Consider the following 22,959-nt stretch of genomic DNA (forward strand, 5'->3'; position numbering starts at 1 on the left):
TTGGCCGATAGCGCTGGAGTTCACCTTGTGCTGCCAGCGGATTGAGCGGTTTGCACGGGCGTGTGGTGGACCTGAGTCAAGCCAAAAAAGGAAATCAGCGAACCGAATGTAGGTTTACTGCCTAGGCTTTAAGTTGCGTGCTCTTTTTGCGTTTCCACCGGGCGATTGAAAACAAAATTAGCGCAAAAATAAAGCTTTGAAAGGTCGCCGTGAGAGCGGACTCAACAAGAGGATTCACAGCGCTTTGGTCTACAGTAGAGCCGTAATAGGCCACCAAAAGTGTGATAAGCAGAACGATCACAGCGGTTGAGACTGCCGAAAGCAATGCGCCCAACAGGGAGTAAGCAAAGCCGAGTGGAAGTCGATTTGCAAAATATCCCCCGACAGCCAGCGCCACACCAAACGCAACAACAAAATTCATCGGCAATCCCCCTCAATTGCGGGGATTATGTCTCGGCAAATGTCTTTGTCCAGACTTGCTGAAAACCACAGTTAATATTGGCACGGCGATGCCGACTGTTGACGGCTAATAGCGTGGCGGCAGTGTCATCGCGCGCATTAAGCAGCCGAGACGGGTTTTACACCTGGGAGAGGCAGGCAAACCTTTTGCTAACTCTGGCTGTCCACTGGCGTCGCGGCCTCGAACTCTTTGCCTTGCTCAAATTTTTTCTGATGATGATTGCAACAGTACTTAAGGCATCGAGAATTTTTGTATGATTTTCATGAATAAACAGACCTTCTCACATAATCGATTGCCTTGAAAATGTCCTCTGGACTTTATTCTGGCTTCTGATACGGATTTGCGCAAAGACACTCCCCTCGCAAGACCTTGCGCTATACGATCATGCCGTGGGTTGTCCAAATATTACACGGGCCACCTTGAGGAATTGAATGTATTATCACGTAAGCAGTATTGAACATGCTGTGGGCGCTACTATCGAGCCCGGCAATTGGGGGACAACAGTCCGTTTGTTTGGTCCCGAAACCGCAGTTAAAGCCGTATCTCACGTTGAAATAATACTGTGGGAAGTCGCACTGGAAACAGCGAGGTTGGCACTTGCCCCTCAACGTCCGTCACGCCTCAATTGTGTATTTGTGTTCGAAACAGTCGATATGGCCTTTGCCTTTCAACGCCAGTACCGGCCCGATGCCCATGTTTTCGAGCTGGAACCGACCGGCGAAGCCAGCATCTACTGCGGTGATTTTGCCTTGATCGCGAAAGCTGATCGCAACAGACCATATGCGGACTATATGGCAGAAGAGAGCAAGGCATATTGGACAGCGCCGAGCGCAGACGAACCTGAAATACTATATGGAGGCGCCTTGCGCGTGGTAAGGCAGGTTCTGGCCTCTGATGCACCGCTGGTTACCCCAAACCAAGCTGCCGCAGGGTAACCAACGTCTCTTTACCAAAGGCTGGATCAGTTGGTGCGCGTAGGGGCGCCGTCCACTAGGTCTTGATAGAGCCCCATATCCAGAAAGGCCTCGGATTTGACAACGAGGCCATCTTTCATGGTCAATATCCAGAGATATTCGTTGCTGTAGGTGTCATTGGTGGTTGTCGTGGCGGAGGCGTCGAACCGCACGATCACGTCGTCATCCACCGCCCAGATTTTTTTGACCACCGGTTTAAGCGGGGTGCTGAGCCGCGACAGAATAGGGGCGGAAGCATCGTTTACGAAACTGTCCAGGCCGCTATAGGTGCGCGAGTAGGGACCCGAGCCGCGAACTGTCCATTCGACATCAGGTGAAACGACGCGCGTGAAAGCTCCCCCTCGTTCTGCCCAGTCTTCAAATGCCTGCTTTACGATGGTCTCGTTGCGGGCTGTCACATCAGTGCTGACCGCCGTGCCAGCATTGGCATGGGCCGATGACGCAGCAAGTGCAAGCGTCGCGATGATCGTCCAAGATCGAGCAATTTTGTAGATCGTCATGTCTTAAACCTTCCATGTTTTCAAGGTCAACTGCGCGCGTGGCGCGTCAGTCGTGGCGTTGATCGGGAAAGGCTGTCTTCACGTTCGGGGCTGCTCTTAACCTGTAATGGGGCTTATCTTTTACCAAGCCCCACATCTCCTTCCCAATCGGCAATGAGTGTAACTGTGTTAGAGCGTTTAAATTACCCGCCTAATACTGCACAGGCTGGTTAGCTGGACTTACCAGTTTCGGAGTCAGCAAAAGCCGTCAGCGCCCACGGTGCTGCTGGCGGTCGGGACGATGCACAACAAGCTTTGACTGCTATTTTTCTAGAAGCATGGCATCGGTCACGTCGCGCCCGGTGTGGCGGGGGATGATCATCTTCGTCAGATCAAAGCCTTGCCGGCGTGCCTCAGTAAGATAGTCTTCCAGCGTTTCTGCGGGAATCGAACTCTCGCGTGCCAGAACCCATAGAAACTGACGGTCAGGCGTGCCGACCAGCGCGACACTATAGTCGGGATCGATCTTGAGTACCCAGTAATCGCCATCGGTAAACGGCAGCCAGCGCAGGGCGGCAGGAAGAAAACTGACCTTCAGCTTTGCATGTGTCTCGTCAACCGGCTTTGCCTCGCCGACAGCCTGAGCTGGCTGCTGATCTTTGTCGAAACATCTGTTGTCAACGCGAATAGCGCCGTTCTCTTCGAGGGAGTAACGTGCCGTGATGTCAGTTGCGGCATCGTCTTCATATTTCAACGGCAAGCGGACAATCTCGTACCACCGGCCAAGATAGCGATTGAGATCAAGGCTCGGTAGGGCTGTAACGTCTGTCATGTCTTTAACTCTCCTTCGAGGAGAACCTGAAACGCACATGCTGCTTGTCCAGTTGCAGCGGCGAAGAACATTAACCCTTACCACGGGAAAGAGTGGATTACCCTCGGGCATACTGCCAAGAAGTGTTTGTCTCAGGAGACAGATATGAAACTCTATATTGCTCTCATCGTCGTGCTTTTTGCCAGTTCCAGCGTTGCAGGCGCCCAATCGAAGACACGCGTTGTAAAAGCTGATGTAATCGATTCCTACACCGCCTATATCGGCGCAAACGACCTTAACAATTCCAACGGAACGTCACTGACGAAACCGTGGCAGATTATTCGCCAGGACAGGGCAAACTACCATGTCTATGACCTCAGAGACGTAGGGGATGAGGATGACGAGTTCTTCTCTGATGCGCAAAACCGTCAGTCGCTCGAAGAGATGCTGAACAACGGCTCTATGTCGGCTGAGGCTCAAAGAATGATCCTGCGTGGTGACTGCTGGATCACCGTCAAGATAATGGGTCACGAAAACCGTGGCACATTCCTTGTGGTTGATGTCTGGGAGTGACAACAGCGGTATTCGATGCTGTGGCCAGGTTTAGTCCGGTATAATGCGGACACCAGTATCCCTTTAATCCTCTCCTGCCTTTTGTTCGTCTAGGAAGTTCAACACCCACTCAAGCGCGTGGAACAGGTCGCTCGCGCCTGAGAAGATGTAGTCGATCGTCCAGACCCAGACGAAATAGGCGTAAATCAGCACCAGCGTCACCACCAGCAGCAACAACCATGGCCAGAGCGGCTTCTTTCTTGGCTCCGTGTCGGGTTTGTCAAACTCGTCGATGGTGTTCTTCCTTGAGGTATAGGGATTTGCAGTCCTTTAACCCATACAGGCGGCCTCGGCGCAAGTCGTAGGAGGGGCTGAACTGGGCGCAAACCTTGATGACATTAGCGGTTTACACAGTCGCGTATCACACCAGTTGGCACTGTCACGCCCTGGCTATGTTCACCCGTTAAGAATAGAGGCGGGCAGGTGGCTATTCCGTGGCGAGAGCGTGGAACCAAAATTCACATTGTCCGTTCTTTTTCTCAAGGACATAGGGTCCCACGGAGGGTTGGTTAAATGCGCGACAGTTTGATCGAAGTTTCGATGTTTGGTGCCGTTATTCTGACATGCCTTTACATCACAGTACCGCTCATCTGAGCATGTTTGTAAAAATTATCGGCTAGCCGGTTGTTTTTATCGTCACTGTGCGACACGCACGCTTGAAAGCGCAGGCATCGCCAATTAAGACGTATCGCAAGGAAACAGCGTTTATGCGCTCGTTTCGAATTTCTACTGAGGCGATACGATATGATGGATTTCGAAAAAGCACGTGTGAACATGGTCGATAGCCAAATCCGCACGACCGATGTAACGTCGCATTCCGTGCTCATGGCATTTGTGAATGTGCCGCGTGAAGCATTCGTGCCGCAAGCGCAGCAGACCATCGCTTACCGCGATGAAAATGTGCAGATCTGTCCCGCCTCTGATGGCCGTCCGGCCCGTTACCTAACAGCACCTTCGCCTCTGGCAAAGCTGTTGCAGCTGGCCGCCATCACCAAGGACGACGTTGTTCTGGAAGTTGGTTGCGGTACCGGCTACGTCTCAGCAGTTCTATCGCAACTGGCCGGTTCGGTCGTTGCAATCGACAATGATGAAAAGCTGGTGGAAGCTGCAACGGAAACCCTTGCCAAGCTAGGTTATGACAATGTTGCAGCCGTCGTTTCCGACCTGGAAAAGGGTTACGCCAGCGAAGCACCTTACGATCTCATCTTCGTAAACGGTGCCGTAGAATTTATTCCGGACGCACTTCTCGACCAGCTTCGTGACGGTGGCCGCCTTGTAACCGTTGTCGGTTATGGCAACTCCGCAAAGGCAACGGTCTACAGCCGCGCCTCCACAGGCATCTCGGTAACGACTTCATTCAACGCCTCGGTCAAGCCGCTTCCAGGCTTCCAGAAGGCCAAGGAATTCGTATTCTGATCAGGCATATGCTGCTTGTTCACGGATAAACAAAGGCCCGGTTTTGACCGGGCTTTTCTGTTTTTCCACAACAATAATCTGTGTATCGCGGCAATTCCCGTCAAAAGGGTCATTCAGTTCCGATTCGCACTGCCATAAACTAGCGGTGATTCGGGGCGTGTTTCGTGTTTGCCCCAGCCAATAAATAGCAATGGAAAACGGGGATAGAAATGGCTCAGCCAAGTGTAGCGCGTGAACCGTCCATGGAAGAAATCCTGGCGTCGATCCGCCGTATCATCGAAAGCAATGAGCCTGGTCCGTCCGGTGCTTTTGCTGGCAAGCTTCCTCCTGTTTACGACGATGAGAGCGACGACGAATTTGGTATCGCTTTCACGCAGGCTGGCAACCCGGCTTCATCCGCCGAGCGCCGCGGCGAGATGACAAGCCCGCCGCCCCACGTGCCGCCAGCTGCAAACCAGACCCATGGCGCGGCAGCGCAACCCGTTCCGGAAAAAGCCATGTCGCTTGCCGATGTTGCAGCCCGGGTGAGGGCCGCCACCGGCCGCACGCTGGAGCCAGCCTTGAGCGCGCTGACCGCTGAAACATTGCAGGACAAGCCGGAAGCAAAGCCTGTTGCTGCACATGCCGCTTATGAAAGCCCTGTCATGGCTGCCCGCATGGCGGAACTGCGTGGTTCGATCGACGATACCGCCGCCGAAATTTCGCGCCCATCGCAGCCGTTTTTCAGCGAAGAAAGACAGGCGACCATTTCGCCGTTCCCGGTTCGTGAAACGCCAGCTGTGCAGAGCGCGCCGGCTGTTGCCTGGGACGAAGAAACCTTCGAGCAGGCGCTTGAGCTTGCCGACGTTCACGAGGCCAGCGCGCCAGTGGTAAATCCTGCGCCAGTCGCAGAGACAGTACAGTTTGTTGAGCCTGTTGCGGAAGCGGTTGCCGAGGGGCCATCTGCCCTGTCCAGCCTGATTTCCGTTGAAGCGGGTGCGCAGATTGCCCGCTCGTTCAACGAACTGGCCGACGTATTTAACGGTGTTGAGCGTCGCTCCATCGAAGACATGGCGCAGGAAATGTTGAAGCCGATGCTGCAGGACTGGCTGGAAGATAACCTTCCAACACTGGTCGAGCGTCTGGTGCGTGAGGAAATCGAGCGCGTAGCGCGCGGCCCACGCCGCTAATTTCCATCAAGGTTAAACAAAAGCCGCGCCGGTCTCGGGGCGGCTTTTTTGTTGCTCAGGTTTTCGGTGGTTCTGCAGGATAGTTTTACCACGAAACATGAGAAAACAACAAGATAGGTCATTTTGTTGACTCAGTATGGGATGAACCTGATTCTGTTCCTGAACGGGATTGGATGTTACGTCTGAGCCCGCTCTTTCGCGTGTAAGGCGATGCCCGATGCCGGGAAGCTGCAATGGTCGCCCGGTCGGGCAGCAGTTTTGGTTGAATTTGCCACTTTCTGTTGACTCTCTACCGCCCATCCTTATTTAAAAACAAATACAAGAACTCAAAATTTCAGGTCAGGAAATGCTCGAAAAGACCTACGATTCCGCTTCGGTTGAACCGAAAATCGCCAAAGCATGGGACGATGCCAATGCGTTTCGTGCCGGTGCCAACGCGGCACCCGGCGCTGAAACCTTCACAATTGTCATCCCGCCGCCAAACGTCACCGGCTCGCTGCACATGGGTCATGCCCTGAACAATACGCTTCAGGACATCATGATTCGTTTTGAGCGCATGCGAGGCAAGGACGTGCTGTGGCAGCCGGGCATGGACCATGCTGGCATTGCCACGCAGATGGTGGTTGAACGCAAGCTGGCCGAACAGAAGCTGCCTGGCCGTCGCGAGATGGGCCGTGAAGCCTTTATCGACAAGGTCTGGGAATGGAAGGCTGAATCCGGCGGGTTGATCTTCAACCAGCTCAAGCGTCTTGGCGCCTCCTGTGACTGGTCGCGCGAACGTTTCACCATGGATGAAGGCCTGTCGCAGGCTGTTCTGGAAGTTTTCGTCAGCCTCTACAAGGATGGCCTGATCTACAAGGACAAGCGCCTTGTGAACTGGGACCCCAAGCTTTTGACGGCAATTTCCGACATGGAAGTTGAGCAGCTGGAAGTGAAGGGCAATCTCTGGCACTTCCGTTATCCGCTGGAAAAGGGCGTTACCTATCAGTACCCGGTTGCCTTTGATGAAGACGGCAAGCCCACGGAATATGAAACCCGCGATTATATCGTGGTTGCCACGACCCGCCCGGAAACCATGCTGGGCGATACCGGCATTGCGGTGAACCCGGAAGACGAGCGTTACAAGGCAATCGTCGGCAAGCACGTCGTCCTGCCGATCGTTGGCCGCAAGATCCCGATTGTTGCCGATGACTATGCTGATCCGACAGCCGGTACCGGCGCGGTCAAGATCACGCCCGCCCACGATTTCAACGACTTTGAAGTTGGCAAGCGTGCAGGCCTGCGCGCCATCAACATTCTCAATGTCGACGGCACTGTCACCATCAAGGACAATGAAGACTTCCTGGAAGGTCTCGACCATCCGGCAGCACTTCACGGTGCCTGGGATCGCCTGGAAGGGCAGGACCGCTTTGCCGCCCGCAAGATCATCGTCGAGATTTTCGAGGATGCCGGCCTTCTCGACAAGATCGAGCCGCACAAGCACATGGTGCCCCATGGCGACCGTGGCGGCGTGCCGATCGAACCGCGCCTGACGGAACAGTGGTGGGTCGACAACAAGACGCTGGCTGGCCCTGCTATTGAGGCCGTTCGTGATGGCCGCACCAAATTCGTTCCGAAGTCCTGGGAAAAGACCTATTTCAACTGGCTGGAAAACATCGAGCCATGGTGCATCTCGCGCCAGCTGTGGTGGGGTCACCAGATCCCGGCATGGTACGGTCCTGATGGCCAGGTTTTCGTCGAGAAGACGGAAGAAGAAGCCCTGCAGGCTGCGATCCAGCACTACATTTCTCACGAAGGTCCATGGAAGGCCTGGGTTGAGGAAAAGCTTGAAAACTTCAAGCCGGGTGAAATCCTGACCCGTGACGAAGACGTTCTCGACACCTGGTTCTCGTCGGCACTGTGGCCATTCTCGACGCTTGGCTGGCCCGAGCAGACACCGGAACTGGCACGCTATTACCCGACAGATGTTCTGGTAACCGGCTTTGATATCATTCCGTTCTGGGTCGTTCGCATGATGCAGATGGGTCTGCACTTCATGAAGGATGACGCCGGTGTGCCGGTTGAGCCGTTCCACACGGTCTATATCCACGCGCTGGTTCGCGACAAGAACGGCCAGAAGATGTCGAAGTCCAAGGGCAACGTCATCGACCCTCTGGAACTGATCGATGAATATGGTGCGGATGCGCTGCGCTTTACGCTGTCAATCATGGCAGCGCAGGGCCGCGACGTGAAACTCGATCCTGCCCGCATCGCCGGTTATCGTAACTTCGGCACCAAGCTGTGGAATGCGACACGCTTTGCGGAAATGAACGGCGTGAAGCGTGATCCGGACTTCCTGCCGGAAACAACCACGCTGACCATCAATCGCTGGATCCTGACCGAACTTGCCGTTACGGCAAATGAGGTAACGGAAGCCATCGGCAACTATCGCTTCAACGATGCTGCAAGCTCGCTGTACCGCTTTGTCTGGAACCAGTTCTGCGACTGGTATCTGGAACTGCTCAAGCCTGTCTTCAGCGGTCACGACGAAAAGGCAAAGGCCGAAGCACAGGCGTGCGCGGCTTATGTTCTGGACGAAATCTACAAGCTGCTGCATCCGTTCATGCCATTCATGACGGAAGAGCTGTGGGCGCATACGGTCGAAGAAGGCGAAAGCCGTGACGGTCTGCTGTGCCATGCCGCTTGGCCAACACCAGAATTCACCGACACCGCTGCTGCGGCCGAAATCAACTGGCTGGTTGATCTCGTCACCGGCATTCGTTCGGCCCGTTCTGAAATGAACGTACCGCCGGGTGCAACAGCGCCGCTGGTTGTCGTTGGTGCCAATGGCGTGACGCAGTCGCGTCTGGAGCGTCATGACGCTGCCATTCGCCGTCTGGCACGTGCAGAAAACATCACGCTGGCCAGCACCGCACCGAAGGGTTCGGCACAGATCATCGTCGGTGAGGCAACGGCCTGCCTGCCGCTTGGCAACCTGATCGACGTCGCGGCTGAAAAGGCCCGTCTCGAAAAGGCAATCGGCAAGGCTGAGGCTGAAATTGACCGTATTGCCAAGAAGCTTGGCAACGAGAAGTTTATTGCCAATGCCGATCCGGAAGTTGTTGCTGCAGACCGTGAGCGCAACGCCGAGCTGGAAGTACAGATCGCCAACCTCAAGACCGCGCTGACACGGGTTAACGAGGCCAGCTGATCCGCTGCACAGAGCAACGAATAACGAAGGCGCATTCTGAAAGGGATGCGCCTTTTTTGTTGCCTGACGTTGGTAAGGACAGGGCGCTGGCGTGCTGGCCTTACCCTCCAGTGTTTCGCGATTAAGGCGTGAGCCCATTCCAGATCTTGCCACGTCAAACGGTTGGCAAATCTCGAGAAAAGCCGAAAACTGTATCGGATGTTACAGTTTTTCGCGATATTTTCCCGAATGCCCAAGCTGTAGTGATAATGTTACAGTTTGCGGGTTCGGTAGAATTTATTTCTGCGTTTTGTCTAAAATTCTAATTATGTTGGAATCTCGTCCCAAATGGCTTGATTTTTTTTGGATTTATCAAAAACTTACGTAAAACTTTTGAGCTAATCTAAAGGTAGCAGGCAAAATTCTGGCATTGTCATTTTGGGCGAACAGCTTCACTGTTTCACCATCACATTGCCTTGTTTGGGGAGAGAGATGGCAAAACGTGGATTTATTAAAGGCGCATTGTGCCTCGTCGCAGGCAGCATTGTTGCATCGCCGTCCTTTGCTGGCGGTTTGGAGCGCGGTGGTTACAACATCGACCTTCTGTTCGAACCTTCAGATTACGCCTTGGATGCTTCCGGCACCTTCGTGATGCCGCACCGCAAGGTGAAAAACGCGGTAGATAATCCGTACAAGAGCCCAGGCACTACCCCTCCTGCAGCTATTCCATTGCCAGCTAGCTGGAGCACTTCTGCGGACGATGCGGAGAGCTATTGGTCGCCGCGAATTGGTGGAAAGGCCTCGATCGGCGATTTCGGCGACTGCATGTTCGATTATTCGCAGCCTTGGGGTGCGGATCTCAATCCCGGCATCTGGCAGGGTTCCAGCTACAACATCGAAACCAAGGTCAAGTCGAATAACTATGCCGCGACTTGCCGAGTCAAATTTGAAGCCGGCAAGGGCGATTTCTCGATCATCGGTGGTGCATTCTATCAGGAAATCAGCGGTTACAAGTATCGCCAGGTTCTCGCCCCCGCTGCTCTCGGTCCGGCGTATCCCAGCCTGTACTCAGGCATTGGCAAGCTAGATATGGAAGGTGATGGCTGGGGTTGGCGCGCAGGCATTGCCTATGAAATCCCGGAAATAGCATTCCGTGCGAGCCTTGTTTATAACAGCGCTGTTGATCACGATCTCAGCGGTAGCGTTGATTTGACGGGGTTACCCGCTGTGGCTGGCACGCCACTGGCCATTTACGGCGGCAAGATTACTCCTGTCTATGGATCGGTTTCCATGCCGGACAGTCTTGAGTTGAAGCTGCAATCCGGTATCGCACCGGACTGGCTGGCCTTCGGTTCTGTCAAGTGGACCGACTGGAGCCAGATCCAGGTCGTACCGTTCTGCCCTGTTGGCGTTTCTCCCTGCGTTCCTGGAGCAAGTTCGCTTAACACGCTTGACCTGTTCTACCGTGATGGTTGGACTGTTTCAGGTGGTGTTGGGCACAAGTTCAACGATCAGTGGAGTGGGGCGGTTAGCGTCACCTGGGATCGTGGCACCTCGACCGTCATCGGGACACAGACAGACACCTGGATGCTCGGCACACAGCTGATCTATTCACCGAACAAGAACATTGAGTTCAAGATCGCCGGTGCGGTTGGTCTGCTGACCTCGGGTAGTTCATCTATTGGCGGTGCGCGTTGTGGAACGGGAACGGCGATATGTGGGGATGAGGCTGGTTATGACTTCGGCAACGATGTCGTGGCGGCCATCTCAACCGGCATCAAGGTCAAGTTCTGATCGACGCATTTACTGAAGCAGAATGACGTCTGATTGGAAAAGTGAAAGGTCCGGTCCCTGCCGGGCCTTTCTTTTTTTGTGGCTCAAAATTGTGACGATTTAGCAACACATTTCTGCAACCTTATGCACGCGGTGAGAGAGAGGCGCATTTGTCCATTTCCCGCCACAAAGGAAGCGTTTCGCTATTCTCACGGGTGGCGATTTTGCCGGGGGGCAAGCGTGTCGCGTAGCATCCGTGAACGTGGTGAAAGTGAAAACGGTTTTGAATTCAGGGTGTAAGGCTTATCAGCGGAGACGGGCATCTCCATCGATTGCAACTGCCAAACAGGCTGTTGGTAAACGCCGTTATCTTGCCGGAAATGTTTCCTATATCTGTTTCCGTCAAACACGGAATTGGACTCGGCTTCCAAATGACCGCGTAGTGATAACTGCGGCCAGAAAGACGCAGTCGCCTCGGAAAATCGCAAATGACTGCGGTTTGTCTTTGCAGTGTGACAGCGGTCTTGGATATACGCCGAGACGAATGAAAGAAGTTCGGTGAAATGTTGAAACGTGAAGCCAACATCCTGAAACCCCTGTGTATGGGTTTCCTCATTGCCTCCTTGGCAATGCCAGCAGCTGCATTCGATATCAATGCGGGTGTCACGAAGGAATCCGGACCGTTCGACCTCTTCAAATTCGGCTTCAAGGCCTACAAGAACGGTAAGAAGGAAGACGCGGTAGAAGCCTATCGTTATGCGGCCGAAAAGGGCCACACAGGCTCCCGTTGGGCACTGGCCAACATGTATGCCTATGGTGACGGTGTCGCCAAAAACGACTTCGAAGCCTTCAAAATCTACAATGAAATTGCCAGCCAGGGCGTAGAGCCGGGTTCTGAAGACACAGGCTTCTTCGTGAACGCTCTGCTGTCGTTGGCCGACTACTATCGCCATGGCATTCCGGGCAGCCCGGTAAAGCCTGATATGTCGCAGGCCCGCCAGATCTATTTCCAGGTGGCATCGACCTTTGGCGTTGCAGAAGCGCAGTTCCAGCTTGCCCAGATGATTCTGGCGGGTGAGGGCGGTCGCGCGGATGCTATGCAGGCCAAGAAGTGGCTAAACCAGGCGCGCCGCAACGGCCATGCTGGTGCCATGTCGGTGTTTGGCAATGTGATCTTCCAGGAAGGCCAGACCGTACGCGGACTTGCTTTCATGACCGCAGCTCTTGATCGTTGCAACCCTTCTGAATGCCCTTGGGTTCAGGATTTGCAGGAACAGGCTTTTGCGGTGGCTGGTGAGGGAGATCGCCGTGACGCCATCTCGCTTGCCCAGAGCATCCGCTCCGGCAATCTGGACTGATCCCTGATAAGGATTATCCCTGTAAACAGCTCACGCCTTTTTAGCGCCGCCACCTGAGAGGTGGCGACGGATGTGTATGCATAAATTCATGGGTGAGTGAAGCCTGCGCGACCGCAGGCTGATAAGATCAGCTGGCGAAGTTGAAGAAACCGCAAACGGGCACATGGTCCGATGGCTTTTCCCAGGCGCGGACATGTTTCTCAATCGAAACTGCCTGCAATTTGTCAGAGGCTTCCGGCGACAACATCAGGTGGTCGATGCGAATGCCGTTGTTCTTCGGCCATGCCCCAGCCTGATAATCCCAAAAGGAATAAAGTCCCGCCGCATCGGTTGTCGCACGGGCCGCATCGACAAAACCGAGATTTTCCAGACGGCGGAAACTCTGCCGTGTCTGCGGCAGAAACAGCGCGTCGCCTTCCCAGACTTTCGGGTCGTGGCAGTCATAGGGTTCGGGAATGACGTTATAGTCACCGGCCAGAATGAACGGCTCTTCAAGCTCAAGACGTTGCGCCGCATAGGCACGCAGACGCTCCATCCAGCGCAGCTTATAGGGGTATTTTACGGGATCATCCGGCGGGTTGCCGTTTGGCAGGTAAAGCGAACAGACGCGAATGACGCCGCCTTTGATCGAGAACACACCTTCAATGAAGCGGGCCTGTTCATCGGTATCATCACCTGGAAGGCCACGGCGCACTTCGTCCGGCTTGATCTTTGAGAGAAGCGCAACGCCATTGAAGCCCTTCTGACCATGTGTTTCCACGTGGTAGCCGAGAGCTTCAATTTCGAGGCGAGGGAAACCTTCATCAACGGACTTGATTTCCTGCAGGCAGGCGATGTCCGGACTGGAATCCTTCAGCCACTGGCAAAGGTTTTCAATGCGTGCCTTGACGCCGTTGATGTTCCATGTGGCGATTTTCATCGGATACCCCGTTTTTCTCAAGGTCTATCTTTACCCGATGAAAAGGCAATTGACACCCGTTTTACCGCTGAACTCACAGGAAGGGTTTAAACGGAAAAACTCGTTCCACATCCGCAACTTGCAACCGCATTCGGATTCTTTATCTGAAACGATTGACCAAGAAGATTATCGACGAAGTCGATCTCGGAGCCGGCCATGTAGATCAGCGACATGCTGTCGATCAGAACCTTGGCGTTGTCGCGTTCAATCACCACGTCGTCGTCTGCTTGTGTGTCCTCAAGGTCAAACTTGTAGGAGAAACCGGAACAGCCGCCACCTTCCACGGAAACACGAAGGGCCTGCTTGCCGGCATCTGCGCTGACGATTTCGGCGATTCTCTTGGCTGCCGATTCGGAAAGGGTTACGTCTATCTGTGTCATGTTGTCCTCATGGCCGGGGTCAAGGTCCGGAGAGATTTGTTTAAACGCAATTATAAAACACTCAAAGAAGAGGTCTATACCCTGCTTGAAGGAAAAGTCTGTGTTTCCGTTACTATGCGACAGGCCTTAGCATAGGTATGAATGTGGGTGTGAAACGTCAATGGCAGTCGAGAACAGGGTGAGACATGAGAATTGATCAGCGTGCATTGGGTTTTGGAAGCGGTGAGAGGGCAGTGTTTGCTGCCGACCCGTGGACGACACGCGGCCGCCTTTTTCCTGAACCATCCAGCCTGACCCGTTCCGAATTCCAGCGCGACCGTGACCGCATCGTGCACACAACGGCGTTCCGCCGGTTGAAACACAAGACGCAGGTATTCATCAGCCCTGATGGCGATCATTACCGCACACGTCTGACCCACACGGTTGAAGTGGCGCAGATTGCCCGTGCGCTGGCGCGTGCGCTCAAGCTGGACGAAGACCTCGCCGAAGGCGTGGCGCTGGTGCATGACTTTGGCCACACACCGTTTGGCCACACCGGCGAAGATGCGCTGGATGAGATGCTGAAACCCTATGGTGGTTTTGACCATAACGCCCAGTCACTGCGCATCGTCACCAAGCTGGAGCGCCGCTACGCTGATTTCGATGGCCTGAACCTGACGTGGGAATCGCTGGAAGGTCTGGTCAAACACAATGGTCCGCTGGTTGACGCCAACGGGCAGGGGCTGCGGGGGCCGGTGCCACTGCCGATCGTTGATTATTGCAAGCTGAACGATCTGGAAATTGGCAGCTTTGCCAGCCTTGAGGCGCAGGTCGCAGCCATCTCAGATGATATTGCCTATAATACCCACGACATCGATGATGGCCTGCGCTCGGGTTATCTGACCTTCGAGATGCTGGAAGAAGTGCCGTTTCTGGCCGGGCTTATGGCTGAGGTTCGCGCCAAATATCCAAATCTCGATGGCGAACGTTTCGCCAATGAAATCATGCGCCGGCAGATTACCCGCATGGTCGAGGATGTGATTGCCGTCACGCAGCACAATCTGTCTGTCGTCAATCCGCAGAGTGCCGCAGATGTGCGCGGCGCCGACATTACCATTGCCACGTTTTCTGAAGGTATGGCCGAGACCGACAAGCAGATCAAGAAGCTGCTGTTTGGCCATATCTACCGCCATCCGGAGATCATGCGCGTTCGTGCCGGGGCAACGCAAATCGTTTGCGATCTGTTCAAACGCTACATGCAGGACCCGAAGGAAATGCAGGGCCACTATTGGGTGGACCATATCGCTGGCCTCAGCGAAGGGCAGCTGGCACGGCATGTTGGAGATTATCTCGCGGGCATGACCGACAGTTATGCACTGAAGGCGCACCAGCGATTGTTTGACCATACCCCCGATTTGCGATAGGCAGCGCCTCAACTTCTTTAACCATGGATACGGATGGAAACCCGTTCGCGCAGGTGGATGCAATGAACCTTTTTGCCGACTTCGATACCAGAATCAAAAACGCGCTCGAAACGATCGATATCGTTAAGGACAACCGCGCAGCCGTTGATTTCGGCCGAGTAACCGTTGAAGCCCCTCGTGATGCAAGCCATGGCGATGTCGCCACCAATGCTGCAATGGTGCTGGCCAAGCCGCTTGGCACCAACCCGCGCGCCCTGGCGGAAATCATTGTCGAGAAGCTGAAGGGTGAACCTGATGTTGCCGACGTCAATGTTGCAGGCCCCGGCTTCATCAACATCAAGGTCTCCGTCGGTTACTGGCAGCGCCTGCTGTCGACAATGATCGAGGCTGGAACTGATTTTGGCCGCTCGACAATGGGCGAGGGCCACAAGGTCAACGTCGAATATGTTTCGGCAAACCCGACCGGCCCGATGCATGTTGGCCACTGCCGTGGCGCCGTTGTCGGTGACACGCTTGCCAACGTGCTGTCATTTGCCGGTTATGACGTGACCAAGGAATATTACATCAACGACGCCGGCTCGCAGATCGAGGTTCTGGCGCGGTCGGTATTCCTGCGTTACCGCGAAGCGCTGGGTGAAGATGTTGGCGCCATTCCACCAGGCCTTTACCCAGGGGACTATCTCGTGCCTGTTGGTAAGGAACTGGCTGACGAATACGACATCAAGCTGCGCGCCATGCCGGAAGAAAAGTGGCTGCCGATCGTCAAGGACAAGGCCATCACCGCAATGATGGCGATGATCCGGCAAGATCTCGAAGCGCTGAACGTCAAGCACGACGTGTTTTATTCCGAGCGCACGCTGCATGCCGGCAATGCCGGTCCTATCCTGTCGGCCATCAATGACCTGACCTTCAAGGGCCATGTCTACAAGGGCACGCTGCCGCCACCAAAGGGCCAGCTGCCGGAGGACTGGGAAGACCGCGAACAGACCCTGTTCCGCTCCACCGAGGTTGGTGACGACATGGACCGTCCGCTGATCAAGTCGGATGGCAGCTACACCTATTTTGCGGCTGACGTTGCCTACTTCAAGGACAAGTTCGACCGCGGTTTCACTGAAATGGTTTATGTGCTTGGCGCAGACCATGGCGGCTACGTAAAGCGCCTTGAGGCGGTTGCTCGTGCTGTTTCCGAGGGCAAGTCCAAGCTGACGGTTCTGCTGTGCCAGCTGGTCAAGCTGTTCCGTGACGGTGAGCCGGTCAAGATGTCGAAACGCTCGGGTGACTTCATCACTCTGCGCGATGTTGTGGATGAAGTCGGCCGTGATCCGGTTCGCTTCATGATGCTCTATCGCAAGAATTCTGAGCCGCTTGACTTCGATTTTGCCAAAGTAACGGAGCAATCGAAAGATAATCCGGTATTTTATGTGCAGTATGCTCACGCACGTTGCATGTCTGTTTTCCGTCAGGCGAAAGAGGCCTTTCCTGATCTCGACGTCAGCACGGCTGACCTCGCAGGCGGTGCTGCTTTGATCAGCGATGTCAATGAGTTACAGCTTATTGCCAAGCTGGCGGAATATCCGCGTCTGATCGAATCTGCGGCCTCTTCGCAAGAGCCGCACAGACTGGCATTTTACCTCTATGATCTGGCAAGTTCGTTCCACGGACACTGGAATAAAGGTAAAGATCAGCCTGAATTACGATTTGTTAACGATAAAAACCGAGAATTAAGCGTTGCCAGACTTGGGCTGGTGAATGCTGTCGCGAATGTTTTGAAGTCCGGACTGGCCCTCGTAGGGGCCGATGCACCGGCCGAAATGCGCTAAAGCGTCACCATTTACCCACAATGCGCTGGCAAAAGCCGTAATGCGTAGATAGTGGAACGTGAAATGGTCGAGAAAAACGCCGCGTATAATCGAGACGCTCGGAGTGATGTATTCGCTGAGGATGATCCCTTGGCGGAACTGACCCGTATCGTCGGTTTCGATGAACGTCCTTCACATGTCGTTCCTGTTGCTGCGCAGACACCTGCGCAGCAGGTTGAAAGACGGGAACCTGAATTCAATCTCGAAGACGAGCTGTTGCGCGAATTCGAGATTTACGATGCGCCACGCCTGGATCCTGTCGCCGAGTTTACTCCGCGCGAACCGGTGGCACCGCCGCAGGCTTTTGAGCGGCCTGCCGCAACGGCCCCTGTCTATCAGGAAGAGCCGCGCTACGAGCCTGAACCAAGCTATCACGAAGAGCCCCAGGCACCTGTCGTTCAGGTACCTGCCGCTTACGACGAGCCAGAGGTTTCGCTTGAGCCGTCCTTTGCGCCTTCCTACGAGCAGGAAGTTGCGGCTTACGCGAAGCCTGCTGAACCCGATTACCCAGAGCCGCAATTCGCGCCAGAACCGGAAGTGACTATTCCGGAGCAGGGTGGTTGGAACTACGTCAGCGAACCTGGTGTGGTCGAGTATCGCGAGCCTTCTTTTGAGCTGCCCTCAGTCAGCGTGGCTGCAGAGCCAGCCCCTGCACAGGAAGAGCCTGAGCTGCCGCGTGTCGAGCCTGCCTTCAATCTGGCCGATGAGCTGGAACTGAACTTTGGCTCAATGGCATCCACCTTGCAGGCCCAGAACACCGTGCCACAGCTGGCCCCGGTAGCGGCTCCCGTCGCAACGCCGCAGGCCGCTCCGCATCTGCACCGTTCGTCGCTGGAAGTGTCGGGCCTGCGCCTGCCGCTGGCAAACTTCGGTTCGCGCGCCACACCGGTTGCGCCACGTCCGCAGGCAGAGCCTGTGCGTCAGGCGCCGGTTGAGCCAGTGTTCGAGCCTGCGCCCGAGCCGGTTGCCCAAGCTCCTGTCGCACAAGCACCTGTCACGCAGGCGCCTGAAGCACCGTTCTCCCCGATGGATGAACTGCTTTACGACGTTGATCACTATTCCGTCCGCAACGACAATACCGCCGCCCAGCAGCCGGTCTTTACACCAGCTGCCCCGGTTGCACCTGTTGCGGCTGCCCCGCTTCTGAAGCGCGCCGAACCTGTAAGCCCTGATGTCTTCCAGGTTGCGCCGTCCTTCTACGAGCCTCCACGCAGCCAGGCGACGCCACAGGCACCAAAGCCTGTCGCACCTGCCGCTGAGTTCGAGCCCTTCGCAGATGATGCGTTCGAAATGGCGCTTGATGATATCGATCTGGATTTCGATCTGTCCGATATCGGCAATGTTGAGCCGGTCGCCGCAAAGCCGATTGAGATGCCACGCGTTGTGCCTGTACCGTCCCCGCCGGTTGCCGCTGTTGCGGCTCCAGTGGTTGCAGCAGCTGCTGCCTTTGCTCCGCAGAGAACGCAGCCTGCCGCTGCAGCTCCACAGTCATTCTCTTATGCGCCGCAGCCTGCCAAGCCTGCTCCAGCACCGGTTGCTGCACGGGCACCAGCGCCTGCACCAGTAGAGCTTGAGCCGCTGCCATTTGACCACGGCCAGATTGGCGATACCGAAGATCGTCCGGAAACCATTGGTGAGATGGAAGTGCCGGATCTGCCAGTTGGCGTGTTTGAGCCGAAGCCGGCCCCACGCCGTCATGATGATGATCTGGACCTCGACACTGAGCTTGCGGCACTGTTTACGCCTGCATCCACGCCAGCTGGTCTTGATCGCAACAGAAATGCTCCAAACCAGTCCGCTGCCCGTTTGCAGCAGGCCGCAGCACCGTTTGAAAATCTGGATGATTTTGAAAAGGCGCTGGAAGAGGATTTCCGTCACAGCATGAAGGCGGCATCTGAGGGCAGGGCTGAACAGCAGCATGCACCGCAGAACCTCTATGAACAGCCAATGCAGCCATATGAAAACGAAGAGCGTCGTTCGCGTCGCTGGATCGTTCCGGTTGCCGCACTCGGTGTTGTTCTGGTTGCCGGTGGTGTTTACGCGCTGATGTCCGGTGGTTCGCAGACGTCCGGCAACGGTGCGCCAATCATCATTTCTGCCGACAATGATCCGGTAAAGGAAGTGCCTGAAAATCCAGGTGGCAAGACTGTGCCGAACCAGGATAAGGCGGTGTATGACCGTGTTGCTGGCCAGACCGCAGCTGATCCCAAGCAGTCGTCGCTGATCTCTTCCAACGAAGAGCCGGTTGATGTTGTGCAGAAGACGCTGATCCCTGAGAACTTGCCAATGGAAGGCGAGGACGAAAGCGATTTCGGCAACATGGGTACGCCGGTTGGTGAAACCGAAGATCCACGCCTGCTGGCGCAGAATGATGCACCAGCCCGCGCATCCGAGTCCGAAAGCAATGCACCTGCCGTATCTCCACGCAAGGTCCGTACGATGATCGTCAAGCCGGATGGCACGCTCGTCGCACAGGAAGTGCCAGAGACACCAACAACGACACCGGCAACACCAGCATCCAACGCTGCACCTGAGCCAACACCTCTGAGCACCGCTGACAATGCCACGGCTGCAAACGATGTGCCGAAGGTCATCGAAACCAGCCCGGTTGCAGTGGCAACACCTGCCGCAACGGCTCCAGCTGCTGCCAATAACGGCGCGCCTGTACCGTCGGCACGTCCGGCCGCACAGCAGGCAAATGCTGCCGTTACCTCCAACCAGCCCGTTGCAACAGCACCTGCGGCCCCGGTTGCCCCGGCACAGCCTCAGCAGGCTGCCCCTGTGCAGAACACCGTCTCGACCGGTGGTTATTATGTGCAGATCGCCTCGCTGCCGAGCCAGGCTGAAGCGCAGAAGTCCTACCAGAGCCTGTCCGGAAAGTTCGGTTCGGTCATTGGTGGTCGCGGCGTTGACATCAAGGCAGCGGAAGTTGCTGGCAAGGGAACCTATTACCGGGTTCGCATTCCAGCTGGCGACAAGAATGAAGCCGCAGCACTGTGCGAGCGTTACCGTGCCGCTGGCGGAAGCTGCCTGATTGCCCGCTAATTGCTGATGGCATAAAATTCAAAAACCGGGTGCGCTTGCCGTTCCCGGTTTTTTATTGTCCGATCGGTACGTCCGGTCATCACATCCAATCCTCCACATGAAGCCGGTGAGCGCCATGACAGAATCTAAAGCCGTAATTTTGGGATGCAGTGGCCTGACACTGACGCCTGAGGAAGTTGCCTTTTACAAAGCGGAACGTCCGTGGGGATTTATTCTGTTTGGCCGCAACATCGCAGAGCCGGATCAGATCTCCGATCTCGTGGCCGCGATGCGGGATGCGATTGGCCGCCCCGATGCACCTGTGATGATCGACCAGGAAGGTGGACGCGTACAGCGTATCAAGCCGCCAATCCTGCAGGCCTATCCTTCGGCAGAAGCCTTGGGTGAAATCTACAAGGCAGACCGGGAAAAGGGGCTACGCGCCGCCTGGCTGATGTCGCGCCTGCATGCCTTTGATCTGACGAGGTTCGGCATCACAGTGGATTGCCTGCCGGTTCTGGATGTCCCGGTACCTGGCGCCAGCAATGTCATCGGCAACCGCGCCTATGGTTTTGACCCCGAGACGGTGTCGCTGATGGGGCAGGCGGCGGCTGATGGCCTGAAAGCCGGCGGCATGTTGCCTGTCATGAAGCACATGCCCGGCCACGGGCGCGGCATGGTGGATTCTCACCATGAGCTGCCTGTAGTCGATGTTCCGGTGGACGAACTGGACAAACATGACTTCGTGCCATTCCGTGCCCTGAACAAGGAACTGATGGCAATGAGCGCACATTTGGTGTTTACCTCGATCGACCCGGATGCACCGGCCACCACATCCAGAAAGGTCATCGACGAGATCATTCGTGACCGCATCGGTTTTGATGGCCTGTTGATGTCTGACGACACCTCGATGAATGCGCTGCGCGGGACATTGGGCGAGCGCGCTGCCAATATTGTGGCAGGCGGTTGCGATATGGTCTTGCATTGCAACGGCGTGATGAGTGAAATGCTTGCGGTCGTGAAAGAAGTCCCGGTGCTGTCTGGACGCGCTCTGGAGCGTGCGAAGGCAGTTGAAGCGGGCTTCCAGCAGGCTGACGGCGGCGATGAAGCGGCGCTGAGAGCAGAATTCAACGCAATGTGGGCAGTTGCCTGATATCATCAGGTAAAACAGGCCGGTTTCCGGCGGATGGGAAGATGGCGGCAGACAAGTCCCGCACCAGCACACCTATGGACAAGCTCTGGCAGGAAAACACTGCCGAGCGGGCTACGGGTGAAGCTGCGCTGATGATCGACGTTGCGGGCTTTGAAGGCCCGCTCGATCTGTTGCTGCATCTTGCCCGTACGCAGAAGGTGGACCTGTCGCGCATTTCGGTGCTGGCGCTGGCCGAACAATACCTGTCCTTTGTCGATACGGCGCGGCGGGTGCGCATTGAGTTGGCGGCCGACTATCTGGTTATGGCGGCGTGGCTTGCCTTTCTGAAGTCCAAGCTTCTCATTCCGCAGCAGGCCAAGGATGACGGCCCAAGCGGTGAGGAAATGGCCGCAACGCTGGCCTTCCGCCTGAAACGCCTTGAGGCGATGCGCGAGGCGGCGGAAAAGTTGGTCAACCGCGACCGTCTGGGTCGCGACGTCTTCGTGCGTGGTGCACCGGAACATATTCCCCATACCAGCCGCTCGGTGTTCGAGGCCAATCTCTATGATCTGCTGAGCGCCTATGCAGCGCTTCGGCAGCGCCATGCCATTACCCATGTGACGATTGAAAAACGTCAGGTATGGTCGCTGGTCGATGCCCGTGAGCTGCTGACCTCGCTGCTTGGCGATATCGATGACTGGACGGCGCTCGACCAGTATCTGTTGCAATATATAGCCGACCCTGCACACCGTGTGACCGCGATTGCCAGCGCCTTTGCCGCATCGCTGGAACTGGTGCGGGAAGGCACTCTCGAAATACGGCAGGATGGCGCCTTTCAGCCGATTTTCATGCGCAAGGGCACCGGCAAACCGGTGCTAGGCCAGCCTGATCAGGATACCGAGAATGAGTGACCATGAACCGATGGACGACAACACCATTGCGGACGTGGTGAAAACCGAACCACAGGTGGCGCTGAGCCGCGTGGAGCGTGAAGCCGAACGCATTGCCGAAGCGCTTGTGTTTGCCTCTGCCGAGCCGGTCTCGGAAGCATTTATTGCCGAACGTCTGCCCAAGGACATGGATGTGTCGGCACTGATGTGGCGCTTGAAGGTTGCCTATAACAACCGGGGCGTCAATCTTATCCAGATTGGCGGGAACTGGGCTTTCAGAACGGCCAGTGACCTGTCATTCGTCATTCGCAGCGAAGACAAGGAACCGCGCAAACTGTCACGTGCGGCCCTGGAAGTCCTTGCAATCATTGCCTATCACCAGCCGGTGACGCGTGCGGAAATCGAAGAAATCCGTGGCGTGCAAACCTCCAAGGGAACACTTGATGTGTTGATGGAAGCGGGCTGGGTGCGGTTTCGCGGGCGCCGGCGCACACCGGGTCGGCCGGTCACCATGGGCACGACGGTCGATTTTCTCGATCACTTCGGTCTTGAGGAACTGCGCGACTTGCCGGGTCTCGAAGAACTGAAGGGGGCAGGGCTGCTTTCCGGCCGTATTCCGGCCAATTTCGGCATACCGATTCCATCCATGAACGATGATCTGACGGATGAAGAAGATCCGATCACGCAGCTGGATCTGGAAGAACTGGGCCTGTTGATGCCCGGTGGCGCCGGCGACGACGACTAATAAAACTAAAATGCTGGAAAACCTCGCGGGAGTTTGACCTGCGACAACTCCTCAATTGCAGGGGCGTGCATTTTGGTGTTTGAAAAACAGCAATAAACATCTTACATCGGTTAAAAGCGCAATTCAGGAGTTTCGGTTATGGGTTCTTTCAGTGTGTGGCATTGGCTTATCGTTCTGGTCATTGTCCTGGTTCTTTTCGGCCGCGGCAAGATTCCGGAACTGATGGGTGATGTTGCCAAGGGCATCAAGAGCTTCAAGAAGGGCATGGCTGACGACGACGCAACGCCGCCCGCATCGACCGACAGCAAGACGGTTGATCACAAGGCTGACGAAATCAAGTAAGACTT

Annotated in this window: 20 protein-coding genes; 14 read left to right on the top strand and 6 right to left on the bottom strand. The window is 55.6% G+C overall.

The annotated features are described in order from the left end of the window. Positions 1-121 precede the first annotated feature (121 nt). Positions 122-421, bottom strand: coding sequence for a hypothetical protein (locus tag PYL13_RS08120; RefSeq protein ID WP_275640973.1), 300 nt, complete (start codon positions 419-421; stop codon positions 122-124). A 470-nt stretch (positions 422-891) separates the two neighbouring features. Here PYL13_RS08120 and PYL13_RS08125 point away from each other — a divergent pair, with 470 nt between their 5' ends. Then, entirely contained in the window at positions 892-1,395 is a 504-nt protein-coding gene (locus PYL13_RS08125; RefSeq protein ID WP_259145015.1) for a DUF2441 domain-containing protein, read from the top strand. 26 nt (positions 1,396-1,421) lie between these two features. Here the strand turns inward: PYL13_RS08125 and PYL13_RS08130 are convergent, their stop codons facing one another. Continuing rightward, a complete protein-coding gene (locus PYL13_RS08130; RefSeq protein WP_250982717.1) occupies positions 1,422-1,934 on the bottom strand; it encodes a nuclear transport factor 2 family protein in 513 nt (170 codons plus the stop codon). A gap of 301 nt (positions 1,935-2,235) precedes the next feature. Then, positions 2,236-2,745 carry a lipocalin family protein gene (locus tag PYL13_RS08135; protein WP_275640974.1) on the bottom strand — a complete coding sequence of 170 codons (510 nt, stop codon included), beginning with the start codon at positions 2,743-2,745 and terminating at the stop codon, positions 2,236-2,238. A gap of 144 nt (positions 2,746-2,889) precedes the next feature. Between PYL13_RS08135 and PYL13_RS08140 the strand changes: the two genes are divergently transcribed. Next, complete coding sequence (locus PYL13_RS08140) at positions 2,890-3,297, top strand: hypothetical protein (RefSeq protein WP_275640975.1); 408 nt, start codon at positions 2,890-2,892, stop codon at positions 3,295-3,297. Between the two features lie 63 nt (positions 3,298-3,360). Here PYL13_RS08140 and PYL13_RS08145 read toward each other — a convergent pair whose 3' ends face one another. Then, on the bottom strand, positions 3,361-3,489 hold the full coding sequence (locus PYL13_RS08145; protein ID WP_275640976.1) for a hypothetical protein: 129 nt from the start codon (positions 3,487-3,489) through the stop codon (positions 3,361-3,363). Between the two features lie 591 nt (positions 3,490-4,080). Here PYL13_RS08145 and PYL13_RS08150 point away from each other — a divergent pair. From PYL13_RS08150 to exoR, 5 genes are all read left to right on the top strand, one after another. Next, entirely contained in the window at positions 4,081-4,752 is a 672-nt protein-coding gene (locus PYL13_RS08150; protein ID WP_275640977.1) for a protein-L-isoaspartate O-methyltransferase family protein, read from the top strand. A gap of 209 nt (positions 4,753-4,961) precedes the next feature. Beyond that, complete coding sequence (locus tag PYL13_RS08155; protein ID WP_275640978.1) at positions 4,962-5,921, top strand: PopZ family protein; 960 nt, start codon at positions 4,962-4,964, stop codon at positions 5,919-5,921. 346 nt (positions 5,922-6,267) lie between these two features. Beyond that, a complete protein-coding gene (locus tag PYL13_RS08160; protein WP_275640979.1) occupies positions 6,268-9,111 on the top strand; it encodes a valine--tRNA ligase in 2,844 nt (947 codons plus the stop codon). Positions 9,112-9,582: 471 nt separating this feature from the next. Then, positions 9,583-10,884, top strand: a complete 1,302-nt coding sequence (locus PYL13_RS08165) for an OmpP1/FadL family transporter (RefSeq protein ID WP_275640980.1) — start codon at positions 9,583-9,585, stop codon at positions 10,882-10,884. A 542-nt stretch (positions 10,885-11,426) separates the two neighbouring features. Beyond that, positions 11,427-12,221: an exopolysaccharide production regulator ExoR gene (exoR, locus tag PYL13_RS08170; protein WP_192487670.1), complete on the top strand. Its 795-nt coding sequence runs from the start codon at positions 11,427-11,429 to the stop codon at positions 12,219-12,221. Positions 12,222-12,348: 127 nt separating this feature from the next. Here exoR and xth read toward each other — a convergent pair whose 3' ends face one another. Both xth and erpA read right to left on the bottom strand, forming a co-directional pair. Then, positions 12,349-13,140, bottom strand: coding sequence for an exodeoxyribonuclease III (gene xth / locus PYL13_RS08175; RefSeq protein WP_275640981.1), 792 nt, complete (start codon positions 13,138-13,140; stop codon positions 12,349-12,351). 86 nt (positions 13,141-13,226) lie between these two features. Beyond that, positions 13,227-13,559 carry an iron-sulfur cluster insertion protein ErpA gene (erpA, locus tag PYL13_RS08180; RefSeq protein WP_192487672.1) on the bottom strand — a complete coding sequence of 111 codons (333 nt, stop codon included), beginning with the start codon at positions 13,557-13,559 and terminating at the stop codon, positions 13,227-13,229. Positions 13,560-13,744: 185 nt separating this feature from the next. Between erpA and PYL13_RS08185 the strand changes: the two genes are divergently transcribed. The 7 genes from PYL13_RS08185 (at position 13,745) to PYL13_RS08215 (ending at position 22,954) form a co-directional block, all read left to right on the top strand. Then, a complete protein-coding gene (locus PYL13_RS08185) occupies positions 13,745-14,962 on the top strand; it encodes a deoxyguanosinetriphosphate triphosphohydrolase (protein WP_192487673.1) in 1,218 nt (405 codons plus the stop codon). A 62-nt stretch (positions 14,963-15,024) separates the two neighbouring features. Continuing rightward, positions 15,025-16,782: an arginine--tRNA ligase gene (gene argS, locus PYL13_RS08190; protein WP_275640982.1), complete on the top strand. Its 1,758-nt coding sequence runs from the start codon at positions 15,025-15,027 to the stop codon at positions 16,780-16,782. A 129-nt stretch (positions 16,783-16,911) separates the two neighbouring features. Continuing rightward, positions 16,912-19,866: an SPOR domain-containing protein gene (locus tag PYL13_RS08195; protein WP_368077675.1), complete on the top strand. Its 2,955-nt coding sequence runs from the start codon at positions 16,912-16,914 to the stop codon at positions 19,864-19,866. 115 nt (positions 19,867-19,981) lie between these two features. After that, positions 19,982-20,998 carry a beta-N-acetylhexosaminidase gene (gene nagZ, locus PYL13_RS08200; RefSeq protein ID WP_275640984.1) on the top strand — a complete coding sequence of 339 codons (1,017 nt, stop codon included), beginning with the start codon at positions 19,982-19,984 and terminating at the stop codon, positions 20,996-20,998. Positions 20,999-21,039: 41 nt separating this feature from the next. After that, positions 21,040-21,888: a segregation and condensation protein A gene (locus tag PYL13_RS08205; protein WP_250982703.1), complete on the top strand. Its 849-nt coding sequence runs from the start codon at positions 21,040-21,042 to the stop codon at positions 21,886-21,888. After that, on the top strand, positions 21,881-22,612 hold the full coding sequence (scpB, locus tag PYL13_RS08210; RefSeq protein WP_259144999.1) for an SMC-Scp complex subunit ScpB: 732 nt from the start codon (positions 21,881-21,883) through the stop codon (positions 22,610-22,612). Before PYL13_RS08205 ends, scpB begins: the two co-directional genes overlap by 8 nt. A gap of 138 nt (positions 22,613-22,750) precedes the next feature. Further along, positions 22,751-22,954: a twin-arginine translocase TatA/TatE family subunit gene (locus PYL13_RS08215; protein ID WP_192487679.1), complete on the top strand. Its 204-nt coding sequence runs from the start codon at positions 22,751-22,753 to the stop codon at positions 22,952-22,954. Positions 22,955-22,959: the final 5 nt, after the last annotated feature.

The sequence above is a fragment of the Agrobacterium sp. Azo12 genome (genome assembly GCF_029193765.2).
Taxonomy (GTDB): Bacteria; Pseudomonadota; Alphaproteobacteria; order Rhizobiales; family Rhizobiaceae; genus Agrobacterium.